The following is a 21,290-nucleotide window of genomic DNA, read 5'->3' as shown; positions in this document are numbered from 1 at the left end:
TATGCCCAATAATGGATGTGATCCCCATCATTCACTGCGGGGATGAACACGAGTATCGTCTTAAAAATTTTATACCGCTAAACTTGACGGGTATGGGGTAGTTCACGCCATATGGACAACAATGTTCTTGCTCCCTTTTTGCACACATATACATCATAAAGACAAGCGGATGACAAAAGAGGGGGGGGAGCGCCATGGCGCATTTCGGCTCGAAAGGATGGCTTGTGGCTGAGTTGAAAAAGGCGGGCATCGCCCGTCATCCGGTTGGACGGAAAAAAATTGAAACGTACAAGGCGGCGGAGCTGTACGGGCTGTACCGAAAATATGTGCAGAAAACGCGCTAGGCCGGATGAAAAATCCGGCTTCTTTTTTGGACAACCTAAAGGGGAAAGGAGGGAGGCGCGCCTGATGGTTGACAAGAGTGGGGACGCGCCGGAAGCGATGAAGAAAAAACGGTTTACGGTAGCGGAAGGGGAAACGATCGCCGCCTGTTTAGCGCGAATGAAACAGGAAGGCTACCGCCCCATCCGCCGCATCGAGCAGCCGATTTTCCGCGAAGTGGAAACGAACGGCGAAACGATGGTTGAGCCGTGCGGGCGCATCATCGAATTTGAGGGGGTGCGCGATGAGCCGTAGCAACAGGTCGTTAGCACGGTTGCCCGCCGCCGCCAACGATTTGAGGCGTCGGCCATAGCGGCAAATGGCGAATGGGACGTTGCAGCCGGTTGCCCGGGTCGCTACAATAAAGAAGGGGAAAAATATAAAGAGAAGGAGATGACGCCATGATTCATCACACATGGGCGACCCGGCCGACGATCAAAAAAGTAAAGTGCGTTCACACGAACGCGGAAAAATACATGGTCAGCAATGTATTGACGCCGGGCAAAGTATATGAAGTAAAAAACGAAACCGACGAGTTTTATTTTGTCATTGACAACAGCGGAAAAGTCGGCGGGTTTTACAAAGATTATTTTGAGGAAGTCAAGTGATCGCGCCAATCACCAAGAAAAAACGGATGTCCGAAACAGGGCATCCGTTTTTTCGATCAGCCGGCGGCGCTTTGTTCCGCCGTCGGCGGCCGCAACCGGCTTGCCGGCAGCGTGATCGTCAACGTCGTCCCTTTTTGTACGGCGCTTTCGATCGTCCACGTTCCTCCCATTTGTTCGATGATTTTGACGGCGACCATCGCACCAAGCCCAGTGCCTTTTTCTTTTGTGCTGAAGTATGGCTCGCCGAAGCGGCGCACTTGTTCTTTCGTCATGCCAACGCCGTTGTCGGAAATGGTGATGACGACTGATGCCCCCCGGTTCTCGGCCGCAACATGGAGCGTGCCGCCGTTCGGCATCGCCTCAATGCTGTTTTTCAACAAGTTGAGAAAACACTGTTGGAAATATTGTACGTTTCCGATAACGACACCATGTTCGAGGGAAGAGGATACATGGATCGAATGCATATGCGCCATTGGCGTAATCATTTGCAGCACTTTCTGAAGCTGGGTGGCGACATCAATCGGCTCGGTCTCTTTTGGCGCCGGTTTGGCAAACGTCAAATAGTCGCGGATGATGGCTTCCGCCCGCTCGAGTTCCTCTAAGGCGATGCGAATGTACCGCTCTTCGGTTTCGCGCGGCAGCCGACCCGTTTGCAGCAGCTGGATGAATCCTTTGACGACGGTGAGCGGGTTGCGGATTTCATGGGAAATGCTCGCTGCCATTTGGCTGACGATCTCCATTTTTTCCATCTTCATCAGCTCCGCTCGAGCGAGCTGCGCCTCATGAAGCGTCTCCATCAAATAGACAGCGAACATCATGACGAACGGCGGCATTATAATGAAATACGCGATATACGGCCTCGTTACCGGAAAATCAGCAATCATCACGGCGACAAATGTCGTCAGCACCGCGAGCAAAAACGTCAGCCACAGCGCAGTCAGCAGCTTGCCGGACCGGGGCAGTTTCCGAAACAGCGGGGCGGCGGCGGCCGCTGCCGCGAACATAATGGCATAGACGACCACTGTAAGTGGCTGAAAACCGTACAATATGGTGCGCGCACCCATCAAGAAAACAAACAGCACCGCCCCGACCGCGCCGCCGCCATACAATGTTCCAAGCAAAAACGGAATTTGCCGGAAATCATGGACGCACAGCGGATCCATGTAAATCGGAAATTTCATGCACAACACGGCCGCCAACGCCAAACAAACCCCAAGCAGCGCCCGGCCATAGAGCGGGCGCTGCCGGATCGCTCGACTATGGTCATAAATAAAGGAAAAGGCAAAGATCGTGACCAAAATATAAAATAAGTTGTTCAAGACGTGCTGGTTAATGTATAAACCGGCCATACGAAAAATCTCCTAACTGAATAGACATCATCACCTTTCATTATAGCGGAAAGAGATTGAAAGAAAAATATGCATTGGCTATGTCCGGTCTTTCAGCAGCCAAACCGCCAAGGCGCCAAGGAGCGGCAGCGAGCGTAAACGAAGCCGCCGTCGAGCGCAAAATCGGAAAGAGCGCCGGGATGACCGCCTGCATCGCATCGTTCAAAAAGTGGCCGAGGCTGATGCGAACAAAATCGGGTAGACGGTCATGCTGACGGCGCTTGTTCGTTCCGTATGAACCCCCATCGTTCTCCCCCGTTCCAACCATAGATCTTAATATGGCTAAATTATACTTGATCCTTGCCACCAGAGAAAGCCCCATTTCCCAGCGTGAGCGCAGGCAAGAGGGCGCTTCATTTTTGTCTTTTCAATCGCCAGCGCGGTAATTCAGCTTTTCTTTTCCAGATGCACTGATGACGAGCTCGACGTTTACGAATAGCGTGTTGTTATGGAGTGGGATGAGGCCGTTGATCTGATGTTTTTTCCAGAGATCCGGACGCTGGCGATACAGTTGCTCCGCTAGATTCAATATATCGATCTGTTGCTCTTTCCCAAGTTTATATAAGCGGTGGATTTCTTGTTTCACCGTTTGTTCCGCCAGTTTGGTCAGTTGTTTTCGTGAGAGCGGTTCACGCAGTTCGAGGAGATTTCCTTGCGCCTTGACGTTTACAGTAAAAGCATACTTTCCGTTCTTCACGTCGACCGACCACTTCGTTGTTGGATTATGGACGATTAGGGAGGCAACGGTTTTCTCTTTTTGCTTGACATAAATCGGGGTGCGCCGAACGTCCTGCTCCAACCAACGAAGCCCTTGCAAATCGGAACGGCCCTCGCATCCTTGCAGGCGGTAATCGTGAAGAAAACAAATGCCGGATATAGCCAACATTTGTTTTGGCTTCTTATTTTCCACCCAACGATTGTCTTCAATTGTTAAATAAGGGAGTCTAGCTACATCAGCTTTTTCATCCATCGCAGTAATCAATCGGCTGAGACGGATCGGGCGGATAAACGAACTTTGCTGGAAGATTTCCTCAGGATTGGACAACAGTGAATAATATGAGGAAGCATTGAGCAACGGTGTTGCTTGAAATAAGTCGGAAATCGGCTCATCGGTCGCGTACACCCACGCCGTATGGCGAATTTCATTGTAACGGTTCAGCACGTCGATCACATCGGCTACGATGTCTTTTTGCAAGGCCCGTTTCGTAAAGACAATGCTTTTTACATGGCCCCATGACACCCTTTGTTGAATGGAAGGGTAGATTTTGTCGGTCGCGATATTAAACGTTTCGCCAGCGGCTTTGCCGACGGAAATCGCCGCTTTTTCTCTGCCGCCCCCCGCTTCGACTTTGGCAAGGGCGGTGAAATCGATCAATTGCACGTAGGCGATTACTTGGCCATCTTTGTAGTCGATCCCGATTGAATGAATGTAGACAACGTGATCGATGTTGCGTGTGTCCCAGCAACCGCCAAGCAGCATGATAGAGGCGATGATGGGAATGACTCGCTTCCTCATTTTCGTTCCCTCTCTTTTGCAATGAGATCATTTGGACGGACAATGCGGTCGCGCGTGCGGAACTGCTTCCATGTGCTCGGGATAAACACTTTCCTGATATCTTTGGACGGCGGCGCCAGCGGCGTCAAGTACGGAATGCCGCAGGTGCGTAAGTTGACTGCATAAGTCAAGATGAAAAACAGCGACAGAATGAAGCCAAACAGGCCAAGAACGGTGGAAGCCGTCAGGACGATAAACCGCAGCAAGGTGACGCTGCCGGCCATGTTTTGGTTGACGAGCGTGAATGTCGAGATGACGGAAATGGCGGCGATGACGAGTGTGGCCGGGGGGGCAAGCCCGGCGTTGATCGCCGCCTGGCCGATGATTAAGCCGCCGACGACGGACAGCGTCTGCCCGATGGCGATTGGCAGACGCATCCCGGCTTCCTTAAACACCTCAAACAAAATCATCATCACAAACATCTCCAGCGGCACTGGAAGCGGCACTCCTTGGCGCGACAAAATGAGCGTCGCCAATAAGGTGAACGGCAGCTGATCCGGATGGAACGACGTCAAGGCGACCCAGGCGCCCGGCAAATAAATGGCGACCGAAGTGCCGACGAGCCGAAGCAGGCGCTGAAATACGACAAACAAGAAAAACGTGTTGTTATCTTCCGACGTGTTCAGCAAAAACGTTAAATTGCCCGGGCCGATCAAGGCGGTCGGCGCCCCGTCGACCAAGATGATAAAACGGCCGTTGAGGAGCGAATTGACGGCAAAATCGGGCCGCCCGGTATAACCGAACATCGGGAACAAAGAAAACCGGGTGTCAGACAACCACTCCTCAATTTGATTGGTGCTTGTCACCGAGTCGATGTACAAACTGAGCAGACGGCTTCTCACCTCATCGATGATGGTCGTGTTGGCAATATCATCGACATAAAGGAGCCCGACTTTTGTCTGGCTGCGCGTGCCGATGACAAACGGTTCATAGACGAGCCGGTGCGAGCGCAGCCGCTTGCGGATGAGCGCCACGTTTTTGCTGATTTCTTCAATAAATCCATCTTTGGGTCCACGGATCGATACTTCCGTGTTCGGCTCTTCCGGATCGCGGTTTGGCGGGCTGGCGAGCGGCATCGTGTACAAGACATCGGCTTCGTGAAAATAAATGAGCAAATCACCGCTAAACAGCTTGAAGTTGAGATCATCGATCCGCACTTCTTTTCCCATATACTCAAGCGCCGCCGGTTTGCGGGCCTCGATGTCGGCGGCCGAAAAGCATGGATGGTGTTCGCACAGCTCGCGGAACATCGGATAAATGGCCTTTTGCAGCATTTGCGTATCGCACAGTTCTTCACAATAAATAAACAGCAAGTGCACCACAGCCGCCGAGCCGTCAGGCAAAGAGGATGGAATCGCGGCTTCCGTCATGATGACATCCGGGCATTTGGCGTACATCGTGCGCAACGCCTCTTCGGAGATGATGACGGTCTCGAGCCCTGTGTAATCGTCTTTCAACCGCTTGCCTTCGGCGGCGCGCATGGGTCGTTTCATCCTGCCACCCCTCTTTTCTTTTTTCGGTATGCCAACAAAGCGAAACCACTTAACACAACGGACAGCGCAAGACTAAACAGCAGCGATGCCGGCAGCACCCCATGTTTGACAAAATACAAAAACTGTTCATCGCTGACCGGCGCCAGCGCCGCCAATGTGATCGCCAAGTAAAGGACAATGAGCACCCAACGGCGGGTTTGCGGATGGCGGATCGGGAACAGCTCTACAATGAGCGCCATCGACAAGGAGATGCGGATAAAGGCGCCTGATATCCACTGGTAGATCGACATAAAGTCGACATGTTCAATGTACGTCCCTAAACTGACCATCCGCCATTGCTCAAATGCCGGATAGCGAAGGCGCGTCGCCTGCTCGGGGCCAAACTCGGTGATGGCGCCAATCGTCGGCCCGATGCTCAGCCCGGCGGTGAAGAAGGCAATCGCGGCAAGCGCCTTCCATGAAAACGGGCGAGGCAGGCGATGAGAAAGAAACAAAAGAACAATCACTTCCGCATATCCGGCCCCCGCGTACATCATGGCGCGCCATACAGGCTCCATGCCGTGCTCAAGCATTGGTTTGAGCAGTGAATAATCTTTATGCGGTGTGGTCGAGAGCATCACGAAAAAGCCAAACACAATCACGAACGGGCAAATGATCATGGAAGTATTGGCAATCGAGTCGATGCCTTGGTACGAGTTATAAAAACAAACGGCCACGATGACCAAAATCAGCGCCCATCTCGGCGTCGCCATCAAATAAGAGGTGGTGGTAAACGTGACCGTATCGTTTAACGTGACAAAACTATGAAGAAGCAAGAATGCGCTGCTGACACCGGCCATCGCATAAGCAGCCGCGCTCGAAAATCGGGCCTTGAGCCAGTCAAACAGCCGCTCGCCGTTCAGTTGTCGGATGGTGAAATAAAGCAGCGGCAGCCAGAGGAGCAAACCTCCCAACGCTCCCAAGGCGGCGATCCACGCATCGCGGTGGGCGGCCTCAAGCATAAAGGGGATGATGATGACATGATTCATCAGCCCGACCGACAGCATGACCATGAATAACAATTGCAGGGCGCTAAGCGGCTGTCCGTTCATCATGGATCCCTTTCTTTCCATGCAATCTCTAGAACGATAGTGTTTCCAGTCCAGGGGAATTTATCCGCGCAAACGGCAACCCAACAGCGAAACTTCTCAGGCGGCAGGGGGCACAATACAGGGAAGAAAGGGCGAACATCAACGGCATGCAAGGGGGGCGCAGCATGAAATGGCTTCATTTGACGATCGGCGTGAAGATTTCCAGCTGCCGCCCCACCCGGTGTATGTCCCGGTGACGCTGATCCGCGATGGCCAGCTGTTGGCAGACGAATTAGCGGAGCTTGGGAAAACGGAGCAATGGCTGGCCGCCAAACTGCAAAAACAAGGAATTGCCTCGCCAAAAGACGTGTTGATCGCCGAGTGGCTCGAAGGAGATGGGCTGTTTGTTCAGACGTATCAGCCCGCCGAGCGGCAACGGTCAACACGGCGGCAAACGGCGCCGGAATGAGATGAAGAAAGAATCCGGGAATGGATTCTTTCTTTATTTTGGAAAAAATTCTTGCCTTTCTTCCGTTTTATGTGTACTATTGGTTATAGTACGGTTGTAACAACGAGAGGAGGAGGGGAGGATGTTTGAGCTCGATTTACGAAGCCGGCAACCGATTTATGAGCAGCTGATGGAAAAAATGAAAGAAATGATCGTTCGCGAACTATGGCAGCCGCACGATCAGCTGCCATCGGTCAGGACGATGGCGAAACAGCTGATGATCAACCCAAATACGATTCAAAAAGCGTACCGCGAACTGGAGCGCGAAGGCTGGATTTATTCGATTCCAGGGAAAGGCAGTTTCGTCGCCCCGCGTTCAAAAGAACCAAACATCGAGGCGGTCGCCGCGGTCCGTGAGCAGCTTGTCCGCCTTGTCAAGGAAGCACGGTTTTTAGGGGTGACGAATGAGCAGTTATGGCAATGGGTTCGAGAAGGAGAGAAAGAGGGGGAGAATCGTGATTCAACTTGTGGACGTGACGAAAACGTTTGATCGGTTTGCGGCCGTCAAGGGCGCGAACATGATGGTGCCAAAAGGAGCGATTTACGGGCTGCTCGGCCCGAACGGCGCCGGAAAAACGACGCTGCTCAAGATGATGGCCGGCATTCTCCGCCAAGACCGCGGGACGATTACAATTGATGGCGAGGAGTTGTGGGAAAACGTTCAAGTGAAGCAGCGAATTTTATTTTTGCCAGACTTTGTCTACTTTTTTCCGCACGCGACAATTCGGCAAATGGCGGATTTTTACGAGCAACTGTACCCTTCGTTCAGCCGCGGACGGTTTCTGGAATTGCAGTCCGTCTTTGCGCTTGATCCAAACAAAAAGATTCAGCAGTTTTCCAAAGGCATGCAGCGCCAGGCGGCGTTTTGGCTTGCTTTTTCCGTCCGGCCGGACGTGCTTATTATGGATGAGCCGCTTGATGGGCTCGATGCATTCGTCCGCCGTCATGTGAAGCAGCTGCTCATAGAAGAAGTGGCCGAACGGGAGATGACGGTCGTCATTTCGTCGCACAATTTGCGCGAGCTCGAAGATTTATGCGACATCGTCGGATTGATGGCGCAAGGGACCGTACGGATGGAGCGTGATTTAAACGAGCTGCGCGCCGGGATGCATAAGCTGCAAGCCGCCTTTCGCGGCGGGTTTCCGAGCGAGTTGGCCGAACGGCTTGACATCGTGCATCGCGAGGAGCGCGGCAGCATCGTTCTTCTTATTGTCCGCGGGGAAAAGCGGCGCATAGAGGAGACGGTCCGCGCATTTCATCCTCTCATCCTTGATGTGCTGCCGCTGTCGCTTGAAGAAATTTTTATGTATGAAATGGGGGGCGATGCTCATGTCCGTGAAACAGTGGTCGGCTAACCGCGCCATGTGGGGGCAAAATCTTCGTCAAATCGGCTGGATTGCCATCATTCACTGGTTGCTATGGCTGGCGGCGATTGTGCTGCCGATGGCGCTCGCGTATTCTCAATATGACCCAAAGGTCGGCAATATTCCGCAATGGTACAGTGTGTATGATATAGCCAATGGAATGGAAGCGCTGTGCGCTTGGCTCGTTCCGATTTTGGCGGCGGCCGGCGTGGTTCGCTATATGCATGAGAAACGGTCGGCTGATTTCATCCATAGCTTGCCCATCCGCCGCACCGAACTGCTTGCCGGGCAGATGCTTATTGGATGGCTCTTTTTGGCGGTTCCGCTCGTGTTGACCGCCTTGGTTGCGATCGGATGTCTGTACGGACTTGATCTCCCGTGGCCGATTGGAGCGGGGGATGTGGGACGATGGCTTGGCGAGACGCTTGTCATAGAGACGGTGATTTTTGCGCTAGGTGTCATGGTCGGCGTGCTCGTCGGCCAATCGATCGTTCATATTGTGTTAACGAATATTGCTCTCTTTTTTCCGACAGGCATCATGGTGCTGCTGTTTAGCAATTTGCCGTTATGGTTGTATGGATTCCCCGATGGGTACTATTTATCGGGAAATCTGATGGATTGGGCGCTGCCGATTCGTTATGCGATGCTGACGGATCAAGCGATGAGTGCGGGAGAAATCGGGATGTTGCTGCTGTTGTCGCTTCTGTTTTTCGGGGTGTCCATTTGGTTGTACGAGCGGCGGCCGACGGAAGCGGCCGGACAGGCGCTCGCCTTTTCAGTGCTTCGCCCGCTGTTTGTGTATGGAGTGGCGCTTTGCATGTGCTTGACCGGCGGGTTCTACTTTGGACAAGTCCAACGGCAGTGGGGATGGATCATCTTTGGGTATGTTGCGTTTTCGCTTATCGGGTATGCCGTTGCGCAAATGGTCGTGATGAAAACATGGCGTGTTTTTCATAAATGGAAAGGGTATATCGCCTTTGCCGCTGTGATGTCGGTCTTATTTTTGACTGTGCGCCTTGATCCGGTTGGATATGTGAGACACGTTCCGAATTTGTCCGATATTGAGAAAGTCTATTTCGGCCAGTCGGTGATGAATTGGCAAAATCCTAACTTGATGGAAAGAGAGTTTGAAGCATTCGATCAGTTTTTGCGCACGAAGGACAACATCAAAGCTGTCAGGGCGCTTCATGCGCAGCTTGTGCACGATCAGCCGCTCCCGTCACGTTTTGGCAACGTCCGGCCGATTGTGATCGGGTATGTGCTCAAAGACGGCACGCGTCTCCTCCGCCGCTACGAAGTGCCGATTGAACCGTACATGCCGTATTTTCAGCGCATCATGGGCTCAAAAGAATATAAGCGGCAATATTATTTGCTCCTTCGCCCGAGCTATTCTCCGATCCGCCAAGTGACGATCCGCAATGTCGAAACGGGGCGTCCGGTGGTCGTGCTGGCCGATCCGAAGGAGATCGAGTCGTTTGTCCAAGCGCTCAAACAAGATTTGTGGAATGAGCCGGTGGAGGACATCATCGGCGGGGGGAGCATATGGCAGGGGGATATTGAATTGCTGCAAAGCGACGGCGATTCGTTCAGCTTGACGCTGGATGAAAACAGCATCCATGTGCGCCAATGGCTCCAACAGCGGGGGGTGTGGGAGAAAGTAAAAAATGAATAGAGTGTCTAACTGAACGGGCAGGGCAAAGTCCTCTGCCCGTTTCGACTGTTATGGCGCCATCTTTTTTCGCCGCCAAAGCCATACGGTCAACAAATCGATCACCCACAAAAGAAGGAACAGAAATAAGATGAACAGCTCAGGCGTCTCCATGACGCGAAACGGATTGATGACGTTATGGAGCGATTGGTATAACGTCAGTCCCATCAGCCTGTCCATTCCGACGGCGGTAGTGATCAGAAGCAAGAGAAAGGTGAGAGAGACAAAAATGATTTTCAACGCCAGACACCTGCCGCTTTTTGAGGTTAGTGTTTGCTGGCGAGAAGGAAACGATGCGCTGTCGTATACGTTTTTGGCCGCTTGTCTATAATGGATGATAAAATGATGCGGAGCGAGGAGGAGAGGGGCATGCTGTTTCAATGGGGGATGAGCCGGCAGAAAAAGCGAATGGACGTCAAGCAAGAAGGACCGGACCATAGCGGCGAGGCGTCGGATGTCCCGCAAGAGCCGCTTTCTGCTGAACTGGCCGTCAATATTGACATCATTCGCCAAAAGACCGGAGAGAGCAATGATGTTGTCATCCGCCGTTTTGTGTTGGGCCAGGAATGGCAAACCAAGGCGGCTATCATTTTTGTCGACGGGCTTGTTGATGAGAAAAACGTGTACGAGTTTGTGCTGACGCCGCTGCTTCAAGCGTCGTTTCCGCTGGCGCTTGAGGAAAAAGAGCGGTTTCAATGGATCGAGAAAAACCTCGCCGCGGTCGGCGGTGTGAAGCATGTCATCGATTGGGAACACCTGTTTTTGGAGCTGTTTTCCGGAGAGACCATCATCTTGTTGGACGGGGTGCCGTCCGCTGTCAGCGCCAGCACCAAAGGCGGCCAATATCGCGCAGTCGAGGAGCCGCAGACGCAAATCGCCGTCCGCGGGCCGCGCGAGGGGTTTACGGAATCGCTGCGCACAAATACTGCCATGATCCGCCGCCGCATTAGAAATCCCAATCTTTGGCTCGAGACGATGCAAATCGGCACGGTGACGCAGACGGACGTTGCGATCATGTACATTAAGGGAATTGTCAATGAGGGAATTGTGAAGGAAGTTAGGGAGCGCCTGCGCCGCATTGACATTGACAGCGTGCTTGAGTCTGGTTATATCGAGCAGCTGATCGAAGACCAGACGTTTACTACTTTCCCGACAACCTATCATACAGAACGGCCGGATATTGTCGCCGCCAATTTGCTTGAAGGGCGGGTGGCCGTGTTCGTCGAAGGAACGCCGTTTGTTTTATTGGCGCCGGCGGTATTCATCCAATTTTTTCAAGCAGTAGAAGATTATTATGCTCGATTTGATATCGCCACCGCTCTTCGCTTTTTGCGCGTGTTGATTTTCTTTATTTCTCTTGTCGCCCCAGCCATTTATATTGCGTCGACGACGTTTCATCAAGAAATGATCCCGACCCAGCTCGTGATCGCCATTGCTGCCCAGCGCGAGGAGGTGCCGTTTCCGGGATTCGTCGAAGCGCTCGTCATGGAAGTGACGTTTGAAATTTTGCGCGAAGCCGGCGTCCGCCTGCCGCGCGCCGTCGGTCAAGCCGTGTCGATCGTCGGCGCTTTGGTCATCGGCCAGGCGGTGGTGGAGGCAGGACTTGTGTCGTCGGCGATGGTCATTGTCGTGTCGATTACTGCCATCACGAGCTTTGCGACGCCGTCGTTTGCGATCGCCATCTCGGCGCGGCTCATCCTCTTTGGGTTGATGTTTTTGGCCGCCATGTTCGGTTTTTATGGCATTATGATGGGGATTTTGGCGATGATGATTCATTTGTGTAGCTTGCGTTCGTTCGGTGTGCCGTACATGTCGCCGCTTGCCCCGTTCATTCCGACTAACATGGGCGATACGCTGTTTCGTGTACCTACATGGATGTTCCGCGAGCGGCCGCGTCTCATCAATCAGAAAAACATCGTCCGCCAGTCGGGCGATCAAAAACCGGAACCGCCGGCGCCGTCGCGCCAAGAGAAAGGAGATGAATCATGAAGCGGGGAATCGCCATCTTTGTTCTTCTTGTCGTCTGCACTGGGATGCTGGCTGGGTGTTGGAGCAAAAAAGAATTGACCGATTTAGCGTTTATTATTGCCGTCGGTCTGGATAAAACGAAAGACGGCAAGTATTTGGCTTCGTTTCAAGTCGTCAACCCTGGCAACGTCGCCGGCGCGACGCAGCGTGGAGGCGGAGCGGCCGGTGTACCAGTGTCGATTTACACATCGACAGGAGACACGTTGGTTGAGGCGAGTCGAAAAGCGTCGGAAAAGATGTCACGCCTTCTCTATTACGCGCATACAAACTTGGTGGTGATCGGCGAAGAGGTGGCGCGCGAAGGGCTTGACGGAGTGTTTGACGCTCTGGAACGCAACAGCCAATTTCGGATGACAGCTCACCTTGTCATCGCCCATGGTCATTCGGCTAAAGAGGTATTAACGGTGTTGACGCCAGTCGATAAAATTTCCGCCAATCAAATTATCAAAACGCTCGAGTTTTCGGAAATGGTGTGGGGCCAGACGATGAATGTCGACGTTTGGCAAGTGATCCGCGATCTCGCTTCTCCCGGACGCAATCCGGTCATCACCGGCATAAGGATTGAAGGAAATCCGGCGCGCGGCAAACGGCAAACAAACGTTCAATCGTCTGTTCCGGACGCCCGCGTCAGTTTGGACGGCTTGGCGCTGTTTAAAAACGGACGCCTCGTCAAATGGGTGAACGGACCAACGGCGCGCGGCGTCGTCTGGGTGCTCGATCGCATCAAGCAAACAAATGTGACGATTCCTTGGAATGGAAAACAAGAAGTGATCGGCTACCGGACGGTGCGAGCGAAAACGGACGTTGAAGCGACGGTCAAACGCGGCCGACCAGCCGTTTCCGTTCACATCAAGGCGGAAGGGGACGTAAGCGAGGCGCTCGTGCCGATTCATTTGGATGATGCCAAGGTGTTGTTTCAATTGGAAAAAGAAATTGAACGTGACATAAAAAAAGAAGTGAAACAGGCGATTGAAACAGCTCAGCGCGCGCGGACCGATGTTTTGGGATTCGGCGACGCTGTTCACCGCGCCTCCCCGCGTTTGTGGAAGAAAATCCAAAACGAGTGGCACGACCGGTACTTTCCGGAGCTTGACGTCACGGTGACCGCGGACATTTATATCCGCCGCACCGGCTTGCGGAACAAACCGTACATGGAGAAATAGTGAGTCGGACGTGAACGAAGTGGAAGGAAGCAAAGGCGGTGAGGTTTGGTTGGAACCGATCAAAATCAATGCACGCCAGCTGTTCGTTTTAATTGTCTTGTTCGAGCACGGCAGCGCCATCGTTATCCCGCTCGCCGTGAGCGCCAAACAGGACGTGTGGATCGCCATTTTGCTTGGACTGGCGCTCGGACTGCTTGTATTCTCCGTTTATGGGCGCTTGTTCCGCTGCTATCCCGATCAGCCGCTGATCGGTTATATGCAGCACATTGTTGGCGCACCGCTTGGAAAATTGTTAGGGATGATCTATGTAACGTATTTTTTGTATATTGCCGCTCGCGTGTTGCGCGACTTCGGCGAGTTGTTGTTGACGTTTGCCTACCCGGAAACGCCGTTGTTTGTCTTAAACGCCATTATGGCACTGGTTGTCATGTACGGCGCCTATAAAGGATTGGAAGTGCTGGCGCGCACCGGCGAACTGTTTTTGACCCTGCTTTATGTGTTGGCGCTGTCGGGGTTTGTGCTCGTATTGGTTTCCGGGATCGTCGATCTGTCTCAGCTGCAGCCGGTGCTGGAGGAAGGGTGGAACCGAGTGTGGAAAACGGTGTTCACGGAAACGTTGTACGTTCCGTTTGGTGAGATGATCGTGTTTACGATGTTGTTTCCGTATACGAACAACCCCGCGAAAGTGAACCGGGCCGCCATCGCTGGCATGGTGTTGACCGGGTTGAACTTGGCGGTCATTGCCGCGATCAATATGGCTGTTCTCGGCCCGGATGTTGCGTCTCGCTCGTCGTTTCCGCTGCTTGATACGATCCGCCGCGTGCAAGTCGCCCATTTTTTCGAGCGGCTTGATGTTTTTTTTATGATCGCGCTCATTATCGGCGGGTTTTTTAAAATCTCGATCTTTTTTTATGCCGGAGTCGTCGGGGCGGCTCATTTATTCGGCATTTCAAGACATCAACGAATCGTTTATCCGCTTGGGATGCTTGTGTTGCTGCTGTCGGTTGCCATTGCCAGCAACTATGTTGAACACATCCATGAAGGATTGAAAATCGTCACGTGGTACTTGCACATCCCGCTGCAAATCATCATTCCGGTGCTCTTGCTTGTGATTGCGGCGATTCGCCGGCGGTTTGGATCATCGGCAAAATAAGAAAAACGGACTAGAAGATTTATGCGGCAGCAAGCAGGAAAAACCGCAAAAAAACACGAATACAACAATAACCTGTTCCTACGAGGAACAATGGGGCGAAAAGTGGTGCTGAACATGCAACCCGAAGGCGGGGTGGAAACAACCCGGCGCCGATGCGCGTTTTTGTTTCGGGAAGCCGGTGTCAGCTGAAGGCTATTGATTTTGATTATAACGAAAAAGGGTTGAACGATGGTGAAGGCGAATGTACAGGCGATCGATCAGCTAGACGCGGAACAGTTGGGCAGCGGCATGGTGATGACCGACCGTCAACTTTTGATTGTTGCGGTCAGCGAACCGACGCCAAGATGGCTCGGATTTGCCAAAAACGAATTAGTCGGGCGGCCGGTCGGCGTTCTGTTTTCAGCCGAATGGTCGGCCGCGTTGTTGGACGGCATCGCCGAGGCGGTAAAAAAGGACGGATGTTGGCAAGGAGAAGCGCGCCATGTGGCGAAAAGTGGGAAAGCATACATGAGCTGGATGAACGTCTATCGGTTGTCAGGCAGCGAGGGAGAATGGCTCGTTTGGCATTTTGTTGAACAAACCGCTATGCCTCCGGCTGATCGACCGACGCCGTCTGAGTTGCTTGAGGTCATTTACGATTCCGCCCCGTTCGCTGTTGTTCCGGTGGCGGCGGACGGAACCGTGCAAGATTGGGGGCTTAGTGCAGAGCGGCTGTTTGGGCGCCGAAAAGAAGAGGCGGTCGGCCGCCCGATATGGTCGCTTTTTCGCTGCGGCAGCCAAACATGGCTTCCGTTTCCTCCCCAAGAGCAGCGATGCGGCGAAGGGATGGTGCAGCGCCGGGACGGCACGTCCGCAAATGTCGCCTATACGGTCATTCCCGTGCTTCAGGGGGACGGATATATCGTCCTTGTCGAAGACGAGACGAAGCAAAAGCAAAAAGAGGCGGAGCGGCGGCGCCAAGTCGAGCTGGCGAAAAAAATTCAGCACAACTTGTTGACGCCGCTCATTCAAAACGAGGCGGTGACGATGGATGCCGTCTATATTCCATCCGATGATTTGTCAGGCGATATTTACGCGTGCTATCAAATCGATTTATACCGCTACGGGGTAATCGTCATCGATGTGATGGGCCACGGCATTTCGTCGGCCTTGGTGAGCATGCTGCTCCGCTCGCTTTTGCGCGGGTTGATCGTGCGCGTCATTGACCCGGTCTCGGTGGCGAGCGAGCTGGAAAAACATGTGCAAACGTTGTTTCCTGATGAGGACAACGACATCCGCCACCTATTTTCCATGATTTATTTAGTGATTGACACGAAAGAGCGGAAAATTGAATATACGAACGCCGGCCATCCGGCTGGGCTGCTCGTTTTGGACGACGGAAGCGTCCATGAGTTGGACAAAGGCGGTTTGGCGATCGGCAGCCCGTTTTCCTTGCCGTTTGAAAAAGGGGTGATTCATTACGACAAGCGGGCCCGCCTCCTTTTGTATACAGACGGCATTTTAGAGGAGATCGATCCGTCGATTTTGCAAAGCATTGAAAAAATTCGCTCATGCACGCAAATGTACCGCCATTTGCCGGATAAACGCTTCCTCGAGCGTTTAATCAGCCAAGGTCCGCCGCTCGTCAGCCCTTCGGACGACATTTGCTTATTGTCCATCACGGTTCATGGATAGGAGGGGCGCTTGGTAGTGTGTGAATGGATCGTGCGCTGCCGGGCGGACGAGGAAGCGGTTTTGGTTTGCCATCTCCTTGCGGAGCAGGCTGCTTCGTTGTTTGCGGTCCGTGATGCGGAATTGTTTGTGTTGGCGGTGCATGAAGCGGTCGTCAATGCCGTCAAAGCGGTTCAACGGGCGGGGATGGAGGCGGGGACGATTTCGCTCTCCTTTTTTGTCACAAGCGCTGATGTGGCCGTGGCGGTTGAGGACGAGGGCGGCGGCGTTCCAGCGGAAGTGATCGAGCAGCTTGATCAAATGACGCTCTCTGATGTATTGCTCGCCGAATCGGGGCGGGGGCTCTTGCTCATCCGTGAAATTATGGATGACGTTACGTGGGTTGAGCAAAAGGGCGGCCGTCGGATGCTTGTCATGAAAATGAGTCGGAATGCAACATAACTGGCTTTGGTGCCATGATGCACCCATGTGATCGGAACGAATGCGGGTGGTGGCCGAGGGCAAGGCATGGCTGGTCAACGATAGGGGGATACAATGAAACAGCATCGGTTGTCGTTTGAATTGGAAATGGTTGTAGAACGCGCATACGAATGCATCAAGCTAACTGGACGGCTCGCCTATGATACGCAGCTCGCGGCGGAACAAAAGCTGGCGACGGCGGTGGCTGCTGTCAAGCGCCGCCTTGTCGTTGTCGACGTGAGCGGCCTTCGATTTTTGGACAGTACTGGATTAGCGCTCCTTGTCCGCTTTTTTAAGCAAATCGTCAGCGAAAGCCGCGTCATGGCCATCGTCGTCCGGGATAACGCCGCTATCGAAAAGATTTTGCTGATGGCCAAGCTCGACCGGCTGTTGCCGATCGTTGGCGATGAACAACAGCTGTTGTCCCTTGCACCGCCAAGCTCTTTCGACCATATTAGCCAGGAGGCGCTTTATTCGGCATGGCGTCAGCGTTCGTCATAGACATGGCTCTCATGCCGAATCAACTGGAAGATTTCACATTTCGCTGGCCCAAAAGCGTGTCGTCTATTTTTCCGACTGCTGAAGGCAAGCCACAGGCTTGCCTTCGTCGCGCCAAGGTGTGACGGAAGACGGAATAACCACCTGCTTCCCAGACCCATGCATGGGTCTGGAAGCGGTGTTGTTCAGTCACCCGCCAGTCGGGCATCTCGATCGAAACGATTGAACAGACCAGTTGTTCCCCTATTGCCGCCGATGGCCCCCGAGCGATGAGACATTCGTTCGGGGGTTTTGTTCCTCTTGGCCGGGAGCATCTCCGCTTCTGCAAATGCATTCTCATTGTCAAATAAATATTTCGGGTTTAGAATAAAATGATACACAACGATGAACGGCGGCTGGGCCCCGCGATCGGAATGGAGAGGAGAGTGGCGCAGACATGGGGCGGGTGCTGATCTATTTGCGGCCATATGGGAAGTGGATGGCGTTGGCTTGGTTGTTTATGTTGACGGAGCTCATCATCGAGCTTTGGCAGCCGCTGTTGATGGGGAAAATCATCGACGATGGTGTCATGAAACAGGATGTTGCGGCCATTTTCACGTGGGGAGCAGTGATGCTCGGGGCGTCGCTGTTGGCGTTTGCCTCAGGCATCGCCAACTCATTTGCCGCAGCCTACGTCGGTCAGGAGTACGGATTTGCGCTGCGGACGGCGCTGTTTGCCAAAATTCAATCGTTTTCGCTTGCGCGCATCGAGCAGTTGTCGCCGGCCTCGCTCGTCACCCGGATGACGAACGATGTGACCCAAGTGCAAAACATGTTGTTTATGAGTTTGCGCATCGCCTTGCGTGCGCCGCTTCTCGTCGTCTTCGGCGTCGCGATGGCGTTTGTCGTTCATGCGCGCTTGGCGCTCGTTTTGGCGGTGGCTGTTCCTCTGTCCGCTGTTTTTTTATTGTGGGTTGTACAAAAGGCGGCGGCGTCCTTTTCCGCCGTCCAACGAGCGCTTGACCGTGTCAACGGCGTAATGCGTGAAAATTTGGCCGGCATGCGACTCATTAAAGCGTGGATGAGAAAAGAATACGAAGAGGAGCGATTTGCGGCGGCGAACGATGCGCTGATGGAGCGGACAATGAGTGTGCTTCGCCTCGTGGAGACGATCACGCCGGTGTTGCTGATCGTGATGAACACCGCCATTGTCGCCGTTCTCCTTTTTGGCCGCCACTATATCGAGGACGGGACGGCGAGCGCTGGGCAAGTCGTCGCCATCGTCAACTACGCGACGCGGGCGACGGCTGCGTTGTCGATGTTTACATTTATTACGATGGCGTTTTCACGGGCGCGCGCCTCGGCCGCCCGCCTCGCTGAACTTCTTGAAGCCCCGGGCGAGCGACACGGGGCGGATGCGGGCGGCGGTCCGGCCGTTCAGCGCGGGGAAATCCGGTTTGAGCACGTTTCGTTCCGTTATCCGTCGAGTCCGCGCGAGGCGCTTTCGGACGTGTCGTTCGTCATCCGTCCGCATGAGACAGCCGCCATTTTAGGAGCGACAGGGGCCGGCAAATCGACGCTTCTTCAGCTGATTCCCCGGTTGTACGAACCAAGCGGCGGGCGCGTGTTGATTGATGGCGTCGATGTGCGCGAGTTTTCCGCCGAACAGCTGCGGACGGCGGTGCGCTTTGTCCCGCAGGAAGTGCTGCTGTTTTCAGGGACGGTCGCGGACAATCTCCGCTTTGGCAACATCACTGCGTCGATGGAAGAACTTGTGCAAGCGGCTCGCGATGCACAAATTCATGAAACCATCACTCGGTTTCCGGATGGATACGACGCACGGATCGGTCAAAAGGGTGTCAATTTATCAGGCGGGCAAAAGCAGCGGCTGTCGATCGCCCGCGCCTTGGTGGGGCAACCGCGCGTTTTGCTTTTGGATGACAGCACAAGCGCGCTCGATGCAGAGACGGAAGCAAAGCTGCTCGCAGCGTTGCGGAAGTATGCATGCACGACGGTGATGGTGACGCAAAAGGTGAGCACCGCGATGGCGGCGGATACGATTTTGCTTTTGGAAGACGGCCGCCTGATCGCACAAGGAAGCCATGAACAACTGCTGGCGACGAGCGACCTGTATCGACGCATCGTCGCCACGCAGGAAGGAAAGAAGGGATCGGTGGATGTCACTACGGCATAGTCCGCACGGAGCGCGTGTTGGCGCAAGTCCGCAGCGGGCGAAAAACAGCGTTGGCACGTTGCGTCGGCTATGGGCCTTTATCGCTCCGCAAAAGCGAAAGCTGTTTGCGGCCGTGGCTATGGTGATGGCCAGCTCGGCGTTGGCGCTTGCTGGGCCGTATGTCGTTGGCCGGGCGGTTGATTCGTACATTGTGGAACGAAAAACGGATGGATTTTTCGCAACGCTCATTTTGCTTCTGGCCATTTATTTGGCCCTTGGGGCGGCGACGTTTTGGCAAAACTATTGGATGATCGATGTCGGCCAGCGGACGGTGCGCAGCATTCGCGAGCGGTTGTTTCATCATTTTCATGAGCTGCCGATTTCGTTTTTTGACCGACGCCAGCAAGGCGAACTCATGAGCCGGATTACAAACGACATCGACAATATGAGCCAGACATTTAACAGCACGGTTGTCCAGGTCGTCTCGAGCACGTTGACGTTGATGGGCGCTATGGTGGTTATGCTTTCACAAAGCGTTGTGTTGACAATCGTAACGCTTGTTGTCGTGCCGCTCATGTATGTGGGCATGCGCTGGATCACCAACCGGACGCGGGTGCGTTTCCGTGAGCAGCAACGGGCGCTCGGAGAGATGAACGGCTTTATCGAAGAGGTCATTTCCGGACAGAAAGTGGTGAAGCTGTTTTCCCAAGAAGAGCGGATGGAGGAGGAATTGGCGCGCAAAAATGCCGAGCTGAAACAAGCCGGTTTTTGGGCGCAAACGTATTCCGGCTTTATTCCGAAGCTGATGAACTTTTTAAACAACTTGAGCTTCGGCTTGATTGCCGTTGTCGGCGGATGGCTGGCGGCGAAAGGGACGATATCGGTCGGGACGATCGTCGTGTTTGTCGAATACGCCCGCCAGTTTACCAGACCGCTTAATGACCTGGCCAATCAATGGAACACACTGCTGTCGGCGTTGGCCGGCGCCGAGCGGGTGTTGGAAATTTTGGATTTGCCGGAGGAAGAGGAAGACGAGCGGGAAGCGGTGGTCTTGGACCGGCTTGATGGACGCATTGAGTTTCGTCAAGTCGTCTTTTCTTACGACAAACAGCGTCCGGCGCTTCGTGATGTCACGTTTTCCGTCTCACCCGGGGAGACGGTCGCGCTTGTCGGTCCAACTGGAGCCGGCAAAACGACCGTATTGCAGCTGTTGCCCCGCTTTTACGATCCGGACGAAGGCGTCATTTTGATCGATGGACGCGACAGCCGGACGATCAAGCGAGCAAGTTTGCGCCGCCACATGGCGTTTGTGCTTCAAGATGCGTTTTTGTTCGCCGGAACGATCCGCGACAACATTCGCTACGGCCGGCTTGAGGCGACCGATGAAGAAGTCGAGGAGGCGGCGCGCCAGGCGAACGCCCACTCGTTTATTATGAAGCTGCCGAACGGCTATGACACCGTTTTGACCTCGGGAGGAGGCGGGATCAGCCAAGGGCAGCGGCAGCTGTTGGCGATCGCCCGGGCGATGATCGCCGACCCGGCCATTTTGATTTTGGACGAAGCGACGAGCAACATCGATACAGTGACCGAAGTGCGCATTCAAGAAGCGCTCGCCCGGCTCATGAACGGGCGGACATGTTTTGTCATCGCCCATCGGTTGAACACGATTCAACATGCCGACCGCATCGTTGTGCTCAACGAAGGCAACGTGATCGAACAAGGAACGCATGAAGAGCTGTTGGAAGCAAAAGGATTTTACTTCCAATTGTATCAGCGCTATTGGTTGCGCAATGTGCAACAGGCATAACTGTATGGTGTTCACGTTTGCGGAGGACTTCAGATGAATGCGTGTCTCCTCCATGCGAACTCGAGTGCTCAGGAAAGGAAGAGTGGGTCAACTACCCCCACTTCGCTAACGCTTGAAGTGGGGGCTTGCAACTCCCCAGAAGTGCGAGCGGACTTCGTCCTCCTTCCTTGACTTGGGGTTGCATCAGGGGCAGGTTGACAGCTGCCCAACGACGCAGGTCATGCCTGTGTCGTTCCTTCAACGATGTACTCTATTCCTTTTCGTTGAAGGTTCATAGCACCAAT

Annotated in this window: 20 protein-coding genes and 1 pseudogene; 15 read left to right on the top strand and 6 right to left on the bottom strand. The window is 53.8% G+C overall.

The window, feature by feature from the left end; genetic code table 11:
- Nucleotides 1-194: 194 nt before the first annotated feature.
- The 3 genes from CV945_RS13665 (at nucleotide 195) to CV945_RS13655 (ending at nucleotide 989) form a co-directional block, all read left to right on the top strand.
- The gene (locus CV945_RS13665) at nucleotides 195-344 is read left to right on the top strand and encodes a DUF2639 domain-containing protein (RefSeq protein WP_079936670.1); all 150 of its coding nucleotides are present in this window, start codon (nucleotides 195-197) and stop codon (nucleotides 342-344) included.
- A 64-nt stretch (nucleotides 345-408) separates the two neighbouring features.
- Nucleotides 409-636, top strand: coding sequence for an NETI motif-containing protein (locus CV945_RS13660; RefSeq protein ID WP_050488636.1), 228 nt, complete (start codon nucleotides 409-411; stop codon nucleotides 634-636).
- 146 nt (nucleotides 637-782) lie between these two features.
- Nucleotides 783-989: a DUF6501 family protein gene (locus CV945_RS13655; protein WP_014195730.1), complete on the top strand. Its 207-nt coding sequence runs from the start codon at nucleotides 783-785 to the stop codon at nucleotides 987-989.
- Nucleotides 990-1,045: 56 nt separating this feature from the next.
- On the opposite strand, the gene CV945_RS13650 is transcribed toward CV945_RS13655, so the two are convergent.
- From CV945_RS13650 to CV945_RS13630, 5 genes and pseudogenes are all read right to left on the bottom strand, one after another.
- Nucleotides 1,046-2,338 carry a sensor histidine kinase gene (locus tag CV945_RS13650; RefSeq protein WP_100659976.1) on the bottom strand — a complete coding sequence of 431 codons (1,293 nt, stop codon included), beginning with the start codon at nucleotides 2,336-2,338 and terminating at the stop codon, nucleotides 1,046-1,048.
- A gap of 148 nt (nucleotides 2,339-2,486) precedes the next feature.
- Nucleotides 2,487-2,623, bottom strand: a pseudogene (locus CV945_RS17605) (MFS transporter); the annotation flags it as partial.
- A 121-nt stretch (nucleotides 2,624-2,744) separates the two neighbouring features.
- Nucleotides 2,745-3,893 (bottom strand): Ger(x)C family spore germination protein, encoded by a 1,149-nt coding sequence (locus CV945_RS13640; RefSeq protein WP_095859328.1) that lies wholly within the window; start codon nucleotides 3,891-3,893, stop codon nucleotides 2,745-2,747.
- Nucleotides 3,890-5,425 carry a spore germination protein gene (locus CV945_RS13635; RefSeq protein WP_100659975.1) on the bottom strand — a complete coding sequence of 512 codons (1,536 nt, stop codon included), beginning with the start codon at nucleotides 5,423-5,425 and terminating at the stop codon, nucleotides 3,890-3,892. The genes CV945_RS13640 and CV945_RS13635 overlap by 4 nt, the downstream gene beginning before the upstream one ends.
- Nucleotides 5,422-6,516, bottom strand: coding sequence for a GerAB/ArcD/ProY family transporter (locus tag CV945_RS13630; RefSeq protein ID WP_198518518.1), 1,095 nt, complete (start codon nucleotides 6,514-6,516; stop codon nucleotides 5,422-5,424). The genes CV945_RS13635 and CV945_RS13630 overlap by 4 nt, the downstream gene beginning before the upstream one ends.
- Before the next feature lie 169 nt (nucleotides 6,517-6,685).
- Between CV945_RS13630 and CV945_RS13625 the strand changes: the two genes are divergently transcribed.
- The 4 genes from CV945_RS13625 (at nucleotide 6,686) to CV945_RS13610 (ending at nucleotide 10,039) form a co-directional block, all read left to right on the top strand.
- Nucleotides 6,686-6,964 carry a YetF domain-containing protein gene (locus CV945_RS13625; RefSeq protein WP_020754843.1) on the top strand — a complete coding sequence of 93 codons (279 nt, stop codon included), beginning with the start codon at nucleotides 6,686-6,688 and terminating at the stop codon, nucleotides 6,962-6,964.
- A gap of 121 nt (nucleotides 6,965-7,085) precedes the next feature.
- Nucleotides 7,086-7,493 (top strand): GntR family transcriptional regulator, encoded by a 408-nt coding sequence (locus tag CV945_RS13620; RefSeq protein ID WP_100659973.1) that lies wholly within the window; start codon nucleotides 7,086-7,088, stop codon nucleotides 7,491-7,493.
- Nucleotides 7,459-8,358 carry an ABC transporter ATP-binding protein gene (locus CV945_RS13615; protein ID WP_100659972.1) on the top strand — a complete coding sequence of 300 codons (900 nt, stop codon included), beginning with the start codon at nucleotides 7,459-7,461 and terminating at the stop codon, nucleotides 8,356-8,358. Before CV945_RS13620 ends, CV945_RS13615 begins: the two co-directional genes overlap by 35 nt.
- A complete protein-coding gene (locus CV945_RS13610; protein ID WP_100659971.1) occupies nucleotides 8,333-10,039 on the top strand; it encodes an ABC transporter permease in 1,707 nt (568 codons plus the stop codon). The genes CV945_RS13615 and CV945_RS13610 overlap by 26 nt, the downstream gene beginning before the upstream one ends.
- A gap of 48 nt (nucleotides 10,040-10,087) precedes the next feature.
- On the opposite strand, the gene CV945_RS17120 is transcribed toward CV945_RS13610, so the two are convergent.
- Nucleotides 10,088-10,315 (bottom strand): YczF family membrane protein, encoded by a 228-nt coding sequence (locus CV945_RS17120; protein ID WP_157807538.1) that lies wholly within the window; start codon nucleotides 10,313-10,315, stop codon nucleotides 10,088-10,090.
- Nucleotides 10,316-10,444: 129 nt separating this feature from the next.
- On the opposite strand from CV945_RS17120, the gene CV945_RS13600 reads away from it, so the two are divergent.
- From CV945_RS13600 to CV945_RS13560, 8 genes are all read left to right on the top strand, one after another.
- The gene (locus tag CV945_RS13600; RefSeq protein ID WP_100659969.1) at nucleotides 10,445-12,064 is read left to right on the top strand and encodes a spore germination protein; all 1,620 of its coding nucleotides are present in this window, start codon (nucleotides 10,445-10,447) and stop codon (nucleotides 12,062-12,064) included.
- Nucleotides 12,061-13,266 (top strand): Ger(x)C family spore germination protein, encoded by a 1,206-nt coding sequence (locus CV945_RS13595; protein WP_100659968.1) that lies wholly within the window; start codon nucleotides 12,061-12,063, stop codon nucleotides 13,264-13,266. Before CV945_RS13600 ends, CV945_RS13595 begins: the two co-directional genes overlap by 4 nt.
- Nucleotides 13,267-13,315: 49 nt before the next feature.
- On the top strand, nucleotides 13,316-14,419 hold the full coding sequence (locus CV945_RS13590; protein ID WP_100659977.1) for a GerAB/ArcD/ProY family transporter: 1,104 nt from the start codon (nucleotides 13,316-13,318) through the stop codon (nucleotides 14,417-14,419).
- A gap of 228 nt (nucleotides 14,420-14,647) precedes the next feature.
- Nucleotides 14,648-16,093 carry a SpoIIE family protein phosphatase gene (locus tag CV945_RS13585; RefSeq protein WP_100659967.1) on the top strand — a complete coding sequence of 482 codons (1,446 nt, stop codon included), beginning with the start codon at nucleotides 14,648-14,650 and terminating at the stop codon, nucleotides 16,091-16,093.
- Nucleotides 16,094-16,108: 15 nt separating this feature from the next.
- On the top strand, nucleotides 16,109-16,531 hold the full coding sequence (locus tag CV945_RS13580; RefSeq protein WP_198518517.1) for an ATP-binding protein: 423 nt from the start codon (nucleotides 16,109-16,111) through the stop codon (nucleotides 16,529-16,531).
- Between the two features lie 93 nt (nucleotides 16,532-16,624).
- Nucleotides 16,625-17,050, top strand: coding sequence for an STAS domain-containing protein (locus tag CV945_RS13575; protein ID WP_011231124.1), 426 nt, complete (start codon nucleotides 16,625-16,627; stop codon nucleotides 17,048-17,050).
- Between the two features lie 433 nt (nucleotides 17,051-17,483).
- Nucleotides 17,484-19,220 (top strand): ABC transporter ATP-binding protein, encoded by a 1,737-nt coding sequence (locus tag CV945_RS13565; RefSeq protein WP_100659964.1) that lies wholly within the window; start codon nucleotides 17,484-17,486, stop codon nucleotides 19,218-19,220.
- Nucleotides 19,204-21,006, top strand: coding sequence for an ABC transporter ATP-binding protein (locus CV945_RS13560; RefSeq protein ID WP_100659963.1), 1,803 nt, complete (start codon nucleotides 19,204-19,206; stop codon nucleotides 21,004-21,006). Before CV945_RS13565 ends, CV945_RS13560 begins: the two co-directional genes overlap by 17 nt.
- The last annotated feature ends 284 nt before the right edge of the window (nucleotides 21,007-21,290 follow it).

The sequence above is a fragment of the Geobacillus sp. Manikaran-105 genome, from assembly GCF_002809955.1.
In the GTDB taxonomy this organism is placed as follows: domain Bacteria; phylum Bacillota; class Bacilli; order Bacillales; family Anoxybacillaceae; genus Geobacillus; species Geobacillus thermophilus.
The sequence above is the reverse complement of the archived record's forward strand: the minus strand, read 5'-3'. Positions and strand labels throughout refer to the sequence as shown.

What these genes read in the sequence shown, in the direction of transcription:
- CV945_RS13665 (WP_079936670.1), top strand. Translation starts at nt 195, where the DNA reads ATGGCGCATTTCGGCTCGAAAGGATGGCTTGTGGCTGAGTTGAAAAAG.
- CV945_RS13660 (WP_050488636.1), top strand. Translation starts at nt 409, where the DNA reads ATGGTTGACAAGAGTGGGGACGCGCCGGAAGCGATGAAGAAAAAACGG.
- CV945_RS13655 (WP_014195730.1), top strand. Translation starts at nt 783, where the DNA reads ATGATTCATCACACATGGGCGACCCGGCCGACGATCAAAAAAGTAAAG.
- CV945_RS13650 (WP_100659976.1), bottom strand. Translation starts at nt 2,338, where the DNA reads ATGGCCGGTTTATACATTAACCAGCACGTCTTGAACAACTTATTTTAT.
- CV945_RS13640 (WP_095859328.1), bottom strand. Translation starts at nt 3,893, where the DNA reads ATGAGGAAGCGAGTCATTCCCATCATCGCCTCTATCATGCTGCTTGGC.
- CV945_RS13635 (WP_100659975.1), bottom strand. Translation starts at nt 5,425, where the DNA reads ATGAAACGACCCATGCGCGCCGCCGAAGGCAAGCGGTTGAAAGACGAT.
- CV945_RS13630 (WP_198518518.1), bottom strand. Translation starts at nt 6,516, where the DNA reads ATGAACGGACAGCCGCTTAGCGCCCTGCAATTGTTATTCATGGTCATG.
- CV945_RS13625 (WP_020754843.1), top strand. Translation starts at nt 6,686, where the DNA reads ATGGCTTCATTTGACGATCGGCGTGAAGATTTCCAGCTGCCGCCCCAC.
- CV945_RS13620 (WP_100659973.1), top strand. Translation starts at nt 7,086, where the DNA reads ATGTTTGAGCTCGATTTACGAAGCCGGCAACCGATTTATGAGCAGCTG.
- CV945_RS13610 (WP_100659971.1), top strand. Translation starts at nt 8,333, where the DNA reads ATGTCCGTGAAACAGTGGTCGGCTAACCGCGCCATGTGGGGGCAAAAT.
- CV945_RS13600 (WP_100659969.1), top strand. Translation starts at nt 10,445, where the DNA reads ATGCTGTTTCAATGGGGGATGAGCCGGCAGAAAAAGCGAATGGACGTC.
- CV945_RS13595 (WP_100659968.1), top strand. Translation starts at nt 12,061, where the DNA reads ATGAAGCGGGGAATCGCCATCTTTGTTCTTCTTGTCGTCTGCACTGGG.
- CV945_RS13585 (WP_100659967.1), top strand. Translation starts at nt 14,648, where the DNA reads ATGGTGAAGGCGAATGTACAGGCGATCGATCAGCTAGACGCGGAACAG.
- CV945_RS13575 (WP_011231124.1), top strand. Translation starts at nt 16,625, where the DNA reads ATGAAACAGCATCGGTTGTCGTTTGAATTGGAAATGGTTGTAGAACGC.
- CV945_RS13565 (WP_100659964.1), top strand. Translation starts at nt 17,484, where the DNA reads ATGGGGCGGGTGCTGATCTATTTGCGGCCATATGGGAAGTGGATGGCG.
- CV945_RS13560 (WP_100659963.1), top strand. Translation starts at nt 19,204, where the DNA reads ATGTCACTACGGCATAGTCCGCACGGAGCGCGTGTTGGCGCAAGTCCG.